Below are 11,244 nucleotides of genomic sequence, written 5' to 3' on the forward strand. Positions count from 1 at the left end.
TTGGCGGTCGTCAGGACCTGTCTGGGCAGTCAAGGGATCTGGCAGCGTCAAGCACCAGATCGTCGGAGCAAGTGCGCCGAACGAACATGTCGAGCATGTTTCTAGGAAGAGGAAATAAAGAGGCGGTCGAGCCTTGAAGCATCGACCGCTCGCCCGGTCAGGGCTTTTTCATCTGTCGACGGATAGCCAGCAGGGTCACGAGGCTGAGCATGCCTGTCATCAGCAGGTAGAAGCTCGGTGCAAGCTTGTTGCCACTGGCGCCAATCAGCCAGGCCACGATGAATGGCGTGAAGCTGCCGAAAATCGTTGTACCAATGTTGTAACTCAAGGCCATGCCGGTGGCGCGAACCTGGGTCGGGAACAACTCAGCCATGAGTGCAGGCAGGCCACCGAAGTAGATCGCCTTGAGCACACTCATCCAGAACAGCACCGCCAGCAGAGCCATCAGGGTCGGCTGAGCCGCCAGCCAGGAAAACGCCGGGTAGATGCTGAGAATGAAGATGACCGAGGCACCCAGCATGATCCGGGTACGCCCGAAAATGTCTGACAGATGACCGATGAAAGGCGTGAGCAACGTCAGCACCACACCACTGAGCAAGGTCCCGGCGAAACCGATGGAAGCAGTCAGGCCCAGCTGTTTCACTGCGTAGGTCGGCATGTAGATGATGACGTAGCTGACCGAGGTAGACAGCACCAGCGCACCCACTGCCAGCAGCATGCGGTACTTGTGAGCCTTGAACAGTTCGCCGACAGGCGCATGGCTGCGCTCGCTTTCCTTGAACTCGCCCGCCTCGTCGATATGACGACGGATGTACAAGCCGATAGGACCGATCAACAGACCGAACAGGAACGGAATCCGCCAGCCCCACGACTCCAGTTGCTCGATCGTCAGCGTCGAGGTCAGCAGCAGGCCAAACCCCGAAGCCAGCAATGCGCTAAGCCCCTGGCTGGCAAACATGAAACTGGACATCAGGCCTTTGCGCTTGGGGGCATGCTCCACAAGCAGGGCCGTGGCGCTACCGAACTCGCCACCCGCAGAGAAACCCTGAATCAGCCGGGCCAGGAAAATACCGATGGGTGCCCAGATACCGATGCTTGCGTAGGTCGGCATGATGGCGATCAGCAAGGTGCCAAGCATCATCAGCCAGATCGAAGCCAGCATTGCAGACTTGCGCCCCACACGGTCTGCATAAGAGCCCAACACCGCCGCACCGAGAGGGCGAATCAGATAGGACACCGCAAAAGTCCCCAGCGCCATCAGCAAGGAAACGGTTTCATCGGCACTAGGGAAAAACAGTTTGGAAATGGTCATGGCAAAGAAGCCGTAGACGATCAGGTCGAACCATTCCAGAGCGTTGCCAATGGAGGACGCAATGACCAGCTTGTATAACTTGCCTTTGGACATCGACCGGACCGGTGCGGACTCCGAAGTCATATGCGCTGTTGTCATTCAAGGATCTCCGACAGATAAAAGGATGGGTCTACTGCCCGGCCTTGAATGGCGGTGTGTCGACCTTGAAGTGATGGTATGAGCGCCCGACCTTTCCCACAATTATGCATTTCAGAACATTTCCTTGCTCTGAAGAGAAAGCAGCGCTGCAACATTTTGTGCCTTTTGGGCATTAATGGTGCTGATGCACATGACGGCCTGCCCGCTGGCCAGTAGCGGGCAATCCCGCTACACAAATCGCTAAAGCCCCAGCATCAACCCGCTCAAGCGCTTGACCTTGCGACGCAGCGCCTCTTCAAACACGCCCTGGCGCGGTTCGATCAGGCTGAACCAGTGTTTGGCGCGGGTGATGCCGGTGTAGATGAGCTCTTTGGTCAGCACCGGATTCAAGGCTTCGGGCAGGATCAAGGCGGTGTGTGCGAACTCCGAGCCTTGGGATTTGTGGACGGTCATGGCATAGACGGTTTCTACATCGTTCAGCCGACTGGGCAGCACGAAGCGCACACCATCGCTGCCGTCGTTGCGCGGGAAGGCGACGCGCAAGACTTTCTTCCCTGAGCCGTCACGTTCAGGCAGGTACAAGGTAATGCCAATGTCGCCGTTCATGAGGCCCAGACCATAGTCGTTGTGGGTCATCAGAACCGGGCGGCCTTCGTACCATTGCTGGTCCTTTTCGATCAGGCCCGCACTGGACAGGGCTTGGGTGATGCGCTGGTTCAAACCCTCGACACCCCAAGGCCCCTTGCGTACGGCACACAGCAACTGGAACGCATCGAAGGCCTGCAAGACCGCACGCGCCCAGCGCGTCCAGCATTCGTCCTCCAGCGCCGAGCCATCGGCAGGACGCTGCTCGGCCAGCACGCCCAGATAATGGCGATACCCCTGCGGCCCGTCACCATGGCCATCGAGCAGCAGGCGCTCAAGCCGCTGATCCTGCTCGCCCTTGAGGGCCAGGCTGAACAAATCCTTGTGACTGCGAGCAGCCAGCAACGCACGGGCCTCGTGGTCCTGTTGCTGGTTGACCAGTCGCGATAACTGGCCAATACCGCTGCCCTGTCCGAAGCGCCGCGAGTGACGCAACATCACCACTTGCTGCGCGAGAGGATGCTGCCGGGCGTCGCCTTGTTGCAACGCACTCTTGCTCAAGTCTTCGCCGCTGATCGACTCCAGCCAGGCTTGGGTCTGCGGGCTGTAGAAACCGTTTTCAGCGTCACGACACAGATCCCCAAGCACCGCGCCCGCCTCGACAGACGCCAATTGATCCTTGTCGCCCAGCAGCACCATGCGCGCATCGGGTGGCAGTGCGTCCAGGAGGTTGGCCATCATTTCCAGGTCGATCATCGAAGCTTCATCGACCACCAGAACATCCAGCGGCAGTGGATTACCTGCGTGATGCCGGAAGTGCCGCGTCCCCGGACGACTGCCCAGCAGACGATGCACCGTTGTGACTTCGCTGGGGATCTTTTGCCGCACGTCAGCGCTGACGTCCAGGCTTTGCACCTGCTGGCTGATGGACTCGGTCAAACGGGCCGCCGCCTTGCCGGTGGGCGCAGCCAGACGAATACGCAGTGGCTGACCGCTTTGCACAGCAGGCGCTTGCAGCAAAGCCAATAACCGCACGACGGTCGTGGTCTTGCCGGTGCCCGGCCCGCCGGTGATGATGCTGAAACCACGACGAGTGGCCAGAGCGCAGGCCAGTTTCTGCCAGTCGATCACCGCGTCCGGTGCAGTGCTGGCCGGGCCGAACAGAACGTCCAGACGCTGGGCCAGATCCTGTGGCGCGCTTTCCGGTTCGGCCAGTCGTTGACGCAATGCCGCTGCGATGCGGCGCTCATAGGTCCAGTAACGACGCAGATACAGACGTCGATCAGACAACACCAGCGGTTTTTGCCGAGCCTCCGGGCTCGCGTCTTCGGCCAATGCGACCAAGGGACTGTCGGCCAGCGCTCGACACCATGTCGCACCATCCAGGCCGACCAACAGTTGCGACGGCAACAGCACGGGCACGATTTGGATATCGCCTTCCGGTGGCAGCGACAGGGCGAAGTCAGGTTCCTTGAGGGTTTCATACAGATCCAGGCACACATGCCCGTGACCCAGTTGATGACTGCTCAAGGCCGCCGCCAGCAACACCCGTGAATCGGCTTGCGGATCAAGCTCACCGAGAAAGGCCACAAAGGCTCGGTCCAGAGCACGCAACCAGCCTCGCTCCACCCAGCGCTCAAGCAATAGCAGCAGATCGTCGACACGGGTCAGCGGGCTCAGACTGGCCAGGCTATTTTCATCCAGTGGCGTAGGTAACAGTTCGACAAACGAACGGCTCATGCGAACGCTCCTGGCTGGGCGGTTGGGAGGAGTTTGCCCTGGAACAGCAGGTCCAGGCTCTCGATCAGTTCACGCGGCGGTCGGGTGAAGTACACGCCCTGGGTGGATGAGCGGCTGCCACGCAGGAACAGGTACACCGCGCCGCCCATGTGCAGGTCGTAATCGTAGTCAGCCAGCCGCGCCTTGAGTTGGCGATGCAAGGCCAGCAGGTAGAGAACGTATTGCAGGTCGTAGCGGTTTTCGAGAATGGCCGCTTCCATGGACTGCTCGGTGTAGAACGTCTCGTCACCACCCAGCCAGTTGGATTTGTAATCGGCCACGTAATAGCGCCCTTCATGCTCGAACGTCAGGTCGATAAAGCCTTTGAACATGCCATTGAGCGAGGTGGTCTGAGCGACCAGGCGCGGCGCATTACCATGGGTGTAACGGCGCACGAGGTCATCCATCTGCGCCACATTGACCTGACTGCTGGCGAACCAGAACTCCATTTCAACCCGGTACTGGTTGGGTTGGTCCAATTCCCCCAGAGCGACCGGAGTCACATCATTGCCCAGAGGCAAAGGCATGTTGAGCAGGTGTGTCAGCCATCCCGTCAGGGTGTTGATCCATCCTTCCCAGCCACGTCGGTTGCAGCGACGGGCAATCGCATCGCTCAACAGCTCTGAATCATGGGCCGCCGCAGCAAAACCTTCGTTACCCGCCCACTCCAGCAGACCATGCAGAAAGGTGCCGGGGTTGGGGCCACGAGGGAAACGGTGGATATCGTCGCCAGCGGCCAGTACCTCACGAGGAGCCTGTGGGTCGAGGCGTTCGTCGTCGAACAGCTTCTGCGCCTGCGGACTGTCAGGCGACGCATCGCCGCTCGTGGTCACGGTGTCACCAATGCGCAGCGCACTGTATGACGCAATCCACCAGTTCTCGGTTGCACGGCGTTTGGGCACCAGTGCCTTGACGAGGCTGGCTTCGTTGCGTGGCAGGCTGAAGATATCGGCGTCGGGTTCGGGAACAGGTTGCAAGGCGATGCTTTCACAGCCTTTGCTCAGGTCCCGCAACCACAGTTGCAGGTCGGCCGACTCGCCCAACGCCACACCGCCGCCCAGCAAGTAACCCAGCGCCGAGCGATGCAGCATGGAGCTGTTGAGGTTGCCGCGCTTGAGGTCTGCGACACCCAGCCAGCAAGCGTGTTCGGAACGGGTCAGGGCGACATAAAGCAAGCGCAGGTCTTCGGCCAGACGCTCGTTGTCAGACAGTTCGATCAGTTCGTCTGTGGGTTGCAGGCTGATCTGGGCATTGCCCTCGGCATCGTGAAACTGCAAGGGCAAGCGGCTGCCATCCACCGGTTTGGTTGAGCAAATGAACGGCAGAAACACCAGCGGATACTGCAAGCCCTTGGACTTGTGGATCGTCACGACCTTGACCAGTTGCTCATCGCTTTCCAGTCGCAGAATCTGCTCTTCGGCAGCCTGACCGGACAGCGCCAGTTGCTCGCTCAGATGCCGGATCAGGGCTTGCTCGCCATCCAGCTCGGCGGCGGCCTGTTGCAGCAGCTCGGACAGGTGCAGCAGGTTGGTCAGTACCCGCTCGCCATCGTTGCGGGCGATCAGTGTCTGGGGCAAGGCAAAGTCGTGCAGCAGACGACGCAGCATCGGCAGCACGCCCTGATGACGCCACAGGTTGCGATAGCCGCGGAACTGCATGACGCGCTGCTCCCATGCCAGTTCGTCCTGGTTCAAGCGTTCCAGTTCAGCCAGCGGCAGGTTGAGCGTGATGCAGGCCAGAGCGGCACGCAGGATGCGTTCGGCGTCGGGTTCGGCACAGGCCTTGAGCCAGGCCAACAAATCATGGGCTTCCTGTGCGGCGAACACCGAATCCTTATCGGAGAGATAGACGCTACGCACGCCTCGGGCAGACAGCTCATTGCGCACGGCCTGAGCTTCCTTGCCATCACGCACCAGAATCGCGATGTCGGCGGGCAGCAATCCGCGCAGTTCCTTGTCGGGAGCTGCAAAACCGGTATGGCCTTGTTGCCCGCCCTTGAGCAGACGCACGATTTCACTGGCGCAACTGGCAGCCAGTTGCTGACGATAAACAGTGCCAGACACCGGCTGATCGCTTTGCAGATGCCAGACCGTCAATGCCGCAAGCGGCGCGCCATCGACGTGCAATGTTTCCTTGCGGCCCTGGGCAAGCGCCTTGGTAAACGGGACCGGGTTATTGTCGCCATCGCGAAACAGAAACGCGCCCCGCCCTTCGGCACGCTGCTCGGCCTGGTCGAATATGTGGTTGACAGATTCGACCATCGCATGACTGGAGCGGTAGTTGGTGTCCAGTGTGTGCCAGCGCCCCGCCGTAGCAGTACGGGCGCGCAGGTAGGTGTAGATATCCGCGCCACGGAAGGCGTAGATCGCCTGTTTGGGGTCACCGATCAGGAACAGGCCGGTTTGTTCATCGTTATCTTCAAGGCGATAAATGCTCTCGAAGATCCGGTACTGCACCGGGTCGGTGTCCTGGAACTCATCGATGAGCGCGACGGGGAACTGTTCACGAATCAGGCTCGCCAAGCGCTCGCCAGCGGCGCCATGCAAGGCGGCATCGAGCCTGAGCAGCATGTCGTCGAAACCCATTTCGGCGCGGCGACGCTTCTCTTCTTCAAAGCGGGCACTGACCCATTGCGCGGCATGTTGCAGCACCATGGCATCGGGTGTGGGAAGAGTATCGAGGGCCGCTTTCAGTTCGAGCATGGCCTCCAGGGCCGGGTGCGACGGCGGGTCGCTCTTCCAGGCTTCGGCCATGCCATCCGGGGTCAGGCGGGTGAAACCGGTGCCCAGTTCCAGCGTTTCCTGGGTTTCGTCTGCGGCCCACGCCTTGAGCTTTTCAAACCAGGGCGCAAAGTAACGCTCCTGCATTTTGCGGCCATCGACGACTTTGCGTTTGACGCCGTCCTGACAAATCGCATGCAGCTCGTTGGCCCACTCGGTCCAGGGCGCTTTCAGCGTTTGCAGTGCTTCGCGGCGCTGTTGCAGGGAAGCCTGGATCAGCTCGGCAGGCTCTTGGGTCACCTGGCTGCGTTCACGACCGAACAAACCCCGGATGCGCGGCAGCAAGGCAGCCGGGCCACCCCATTTATCCCGCACCCAGTCCAGAGTATCGCCAGTCATGGGGTAGCAGAAACGTCGCCAGTAATCGCGCAGCACTTCACCCAGCAGATCGCTGTGATCGGTTTCCAGGCTCTGAGTGAACAGGCTGCCACTGTCGAAAGCGTGCTCGCGCAACATGCGCTGACACCAACTGTGAATGGTCGAAACCGCCGCCTCATCCATCCACTGCGCCGCGATATCGAGACGGTTGGCGCAGCCTGGCCATTGTTCTGTACTGAACTGGGCACGCAAGTCGGCGATCAGGTCGTCGGGCGCGGCGATTTCGTCACGAAAGAAACGGGCCGCTTCGGCCAGACGGGTACGAATCCGGTCGCGCAGTTCCTTGGTCGCGGCATCGGTAAAGGTCACTACCAGAATCTGCGGTGGCAATAGCTCGCGGCCAAAACCTGAGGTTTCATCTCCGTGGCCAAGCACAAGACGCAGGTACAGCGCCGAGATGGTGAAAGTCTTGCCGGTACCGGCACTGGCTTCGATCAACTGGCTGCCGCGCAGTGGAAAACGCAGGGCCAGGGGAACAGCGTGTTCTTGCAAGGTACTCATGCGCTGGCCTCCCCGCCGGACAGAGACTGCCAGGGTGCTTCGTAAATGGGTTTATAGAGCGCTTCGCACCAGCCGACAAACTCCTCGCTTTCCATCAGTGCATTGAAGTCCGGGAACTGTCGGGCCAGCGCAGTGCTTTCGCCGAGTTCGCCGTTACTCGTCACCCCATCGCCTTCATAGGCCTTGCGTGCAGCGGCTTCGGCCTTGTCCAGAGGCTGCCCCAGCCAGGCGAAAGCGGTCTTGACCGCGACCGGCAGAGGTTGCTGCATGCCGCAGACCCAGGCTGTCAGCAGATCGTTCAGCGTTGCACTGGCTGCGTCCTTTTCCAGCGGGGCCAGCAGCAGTGTTTCATCGGTGGCCACCAACGCTGTATTGAGCGGCAAGCCACATGCGCTGGCGACCAGATGCGTGACCCACGGACGAATCAGCCGGTGCCATTTGCGGGTTCTTTTCGAGCCAATGCCATTGGGGATGACCGTAACGGTCAGCAACTGGTTTTGCCCATTACTGTGCAGACCGCCCAGCCAGCCTTCGAGGCTCACATCGTTATGGGCAAAGCTCACCGGCAAGGCGCTGCTCAAAGGCTCAGGCCATAGGGTCAGCAACGCCTGATAGCGCTCGAGCACATCCGGCAATGGTTCTATCAATTCAGCCTGAAGGCGAGTGCCGAACCCGGCCATGGGCAGCAGGCCGCTACTTTGCAGTTTGATTGCCTGAGCCTGCAAGGCCGAGTCGATATCGCCCAGGTTGGCCATGGCGGCGGCCAGCAGGCTTTCACTCAGGCTGTAACGCTCAAGGGCGTTGAGCACAAAAGGTTCTTCGTCGGGCACCGGCGCTTCGGCCGTCTCGAAGTAGATCTTCAGACGCTGACTGAAGAAGTGCTTTACCGGGTTTCTCAGGAAGTCCTGCAACTGCGCAATCGTCAGAGGCTCATCCTGCTCGTGAGGCGGCAACGCAGCAGCGCTGATCCGTGCCGGTTTATCTTCATGCAACAGCCGCCATTCCTGAGCAAAACTGAAATAGCCGGTACCGGCATGGAAATAGCTGGCACTGAAAGGCTGTAGCGGGTGATGCAGGGTCAAGGCATCGAGCAGGCGTTCGCCGGGGTCTTGCTTACTGTCAGGTTCAGCGTCAGAGGCGAGTTTCCAGCCGCTGGCCAGATGATCACGCAACTGACCGATCAACACCGAAGCCGGGCGGTCGCTGTTGTCGCGAATACTGCGGCCGACCCAACTGATATAGAGCTGATCGCGGGCCGAGAGCACGGCTTCAAGCAGCAGGTAGCGATCATCTTCACGCCGGGAACGGTCGCCGGGGCGGTAATCGCTGCCCATCAGATCGAAATCCAGTGGCGGCTGAGCACGAGGGTAATCGCCATCGTTCATGCCCAACAGGCAGACAATCTTGAAAGGAATCGCCCGCATGGGCATCAGGGTGCAGAAGTTGACCGAGCCTGCCAGAAAGCGTTGGGACAGGCGGCCTTGGTCCAGACCGGCCAACCAGGCTTCGCGCACGACGGTCAGCGGCAGCTCATCGAGCAAATCGACCGTCTCACAGGTTTTCAGCCAGGTTTCGCGCAGAGTCTCAAGCTGGCCCAGCAAGTAATCGTCATGCTCACTATCGGCCTGGAAGAACACCTGCAAGAGCGTCTGCAAACGTGCTCCCCACTCCAGGGGTGTCGCAGGCAGGGACAATTCGGCATGGGTAACCTGCAATGCATCGATCAAGGCGACCAGAGGGCCGATCAGTGCCGCATCCAGGCCACCAATCTCGTCATAAGGTTCGATGCCTTCATAAGCTTCACCTGCCCCGACGGCATAGCCCAACAGCATTCGACGCAGCCCGAAGTACCAACTGTTCTGTTCAAGCTCGTCGGGCAAACCCAACCCGGCACGCTGGCGTGCATTCAAGCCCCAGCGCACTCCTGCACCTTCGATCCAGCGATGCAGGGTCGGCAAGTCGTGCTCCTGAATCTTGAAGCGTGCCCGCAAGGCCGGAACGTCGAGCAGATCGAGGATTTCACTGACCGGGAAGCGGCTGTCGGGGAGCTTCAACAGATGCTCGACCGCAATCAGCAAGGGCTCGCGACCACGTTGCCCCTGATCGGCCAGGGTGAAAGGGATGAAGCGCTGGTCATGGGAGTCTATCTGCCCGAATACCGCCCGGATATGCGGGGCATAGCTGTCGATGTCCGGAACCATGACGATCACATCCCGCGGCCGCAAGGCCGGGTCCCGGCTGAAACGCGCCAGTAGCTGATCGTGCAGCACTTCCACTTCCCGCTGAGCGCTATGCGCGACATGGAAGCGAATGGAGCGATCCTTCAAGGCGTCGATTGCCGGCCAGTGTTCGCGAGTCTCATCGAGAGGGCGCAGTTCGAGGATGTCATCCTGCAATTGATTGAGGATGGTTGTTGGCTCGCTCTCACTGAACAGATCGATACGCTCATCCTTGAAAGAAGAGCGGTAGCTATTGGGTTCGTCATGGGTGTCGAGCAGATTGATGTAGTCACGCCCTTGCTTGCCCCAGGCAGCGAGCAAAGGATGTGCGTGCTGGTGCAGAGTCTGCGGATCAAGAGCCACGGGCATGCCGCTCTTGCGCGCCTGACGTTTGTATTGATGGCGGAGCAGGTCCTTGTCGGCGACGATATCGGCCCAGTGATGGCGGCAAGGGTTATGCACACAGAGCAGCACCTGGCTGAATTTCGATAACCCGGCCAAGGCTTCCAACGCCTGTGCGGGCAGGGACGATATCCCAAAGACAATAACTCGCGCAGGCAGGCCTTGCGGTGCTTCATCGAGGGTGCCGATGCGCTTCAGAAAACGTTGGTGAACACCTGCGCGGCTCTGTGCCATGCCTTCGGTTCCGACATCCTCAAGTAAAGCGCGCCACAATTCGGCTTGCCAGCAATTGGCGGCACTCAGCGGCTTGGCTTCCCCTCGGACATTGCGCAACTGATGACGACCTGCTGCCCAGTCTTCCAGCCAGTCAGCCCGATACACCTGATATTGGTCGAACAGGTCAGCCAGCCGTTCAGATAGTTGATAGCGCTTGCGCAGATCAGTATCGGCGGTAAGGAAACGCTGCAACGGCTCGAAATGGGGCTGGTTGATCAACTGTGGCAGGAGGCGCATCAGACGCCATGTCAGCGGTGCCTTATCGAGCAGCGAGATTTCCGGAATTTCGTTGCGGCCCAATACAGAGCGATACAACTGCCACATGAAACTGCCGGGGAGTTGAACATCTATCGCGGCCGCGATACCGCAGCCACCTTGATCTTCATCCTGGGCGTCTTCGGCCAGGGCCAGCTTGAGCCACTGGGCAATGCCGTTGCTTTGCACCAGGGCAATCTCGTTCTCCAGAGGTGCCAGGGGATAGCGTCGCATCCAGGAGACAACCAGACTGCGCAGTTCATCCGGGCGGTTGCCATGAACCACCATGAAGCCGGCGCTCAGAGAGGTTGTGACGGACATGTATGCTTCCTTGACTCGAACGAGTAAAACCTGAGGCCAAACCATAAGGGCAAGCGACCGGGATTGCCATAAGCAATCCACCACATTTGATGTGGCAAGCCAGCAGACAAAGGGTTGGGACCAGAAAGACAAAACCCCCACCTGCTTTCGCAGACGGGGGTTCTGAATTTTAATCTTGACGATGACCTACTCTCACATGGGGAAACCCCACACTACCATCGGCGATGCATCGTTTCACTACTGAGTTCGGGATGGGATCAGGTGGTTCCAATGCTCTATGGTCGTCAAGAAATTCGGT

General features: G+C 59.8%; 4 protein-coding genes and 1 rRNA gene. All 5 read right to left on the reverse strand.

The window, feature by feature from the left end; genetic code table 11:
* Positions 1-157: 157 nt before the first annotated feature.
* The 5 genes from Q6A51_RS16865 to rrf all read right to left on the reverse strand — a co-directional run bounded on the left by Q6A51_RS16865 (position 158) and on the right by rrf (position 11,235).
* Entirely contained in the window at positions 158-1,450 is a 1,293-nt protein-coding gene (locus Q6A51_RS16865) for an MFS transporter (RefSeq protein WP_236250264.1), read from the reverse strand.
* A 240-nt stretch (positions 1,451-1,690) separates the two neighbouring features.
* Positions 1,691-3,775 carry an exodeoxyribonuclease V subunit alpha gene (gene recD, locus Q6A51_RS16870; RefSeq protein ID WP_201020097.1) on the reverse strand — a complete coding sequence of 695 codons (2,085 nt, stop codon included), beginning with the start codon at positions 3,773-3,775 and terminating at the stop codon, positions 1,691-1,693.
* Positions 3,772-7,473: an exodeoxyribonuclease V subunit beta gene (gene recB, locus Q6A51_RS16875; RefSeq protein WP_405046158.1), complete on the reverse strand. Its 3,702-nt coding sequence runs from the start codon at positions 7,471-7,473 to the stop codon at positions 3,772-3,774. Before recB ends, recD begins: the two co-directional genes overlap by 4 nt.
* Positions 7,470-10,946 carry an exodeoxyribonuclease V subunit gamma gene (recC, locus tag Q6A51_RS16880; RefSeq protein ID WP_304575317.1) on the reverse strand — a complete coding sequence of 1,159 codons (3,477 nt, stop codon included), beginning with the start codon at positions 10,944-10,946 and terminating at the stop codon, positions 7,470-7,472. Before recC ends, recB begins: the two co-directional genes overlap by 4 nt.
* Positions 10,947-11,119: 173 nt before the next feature.
* A 5S ribosomal RNA gene (rrf, locus tag Q6A51_RS16885) occupies positions 11,120-11,235 on the reverse strand.
* Positions 11,236-11,244 lie beyond the last annotated feature (9 nt).

Source organism: Pseudomonas serbiensis (assembly GCF_030580745.1).
Lineage (GTDB): Bacteria > Pseudomonadota > Gammaproteobacteria > Pseudomonadales > Pseudomonadaceae > Aquipseudomonas > Aquipseudomonas serbiensis.

What these genes read in the sequence shown, in the direction of transcription:
- recD (WP_201020097.1), bottom strand. Translation starts at nt 3,775, where the DNA reads ATGAGCCGTTCGTTTGTCGAACTGTTACCTACGCCACTGGATGAAAAT.
- recB (WP_405046158.1), bottom strand. Translation starts at nt 7,473, where the DNA reads ATGAGTACCTTGCAAGAACACGCTGTTCCCCTGGCCCTGCGTTTTCCA.
- recC (WP_304575317.1), bottom strand. Translation starts at nt 10,946, where the DNA reads ATGTCCGTCACAACCTCTCTGAGCGCCGGCTTCATGGTGGTTCATGGC.
- Q6A51_RS16865 (WP_236250264.1), bottom strand. Translation starts at nt 1,450, where the DNA reads ATGACAACAGCGCATATGACTTCGGAGTCCGCACCGGTCCGGTCGATG.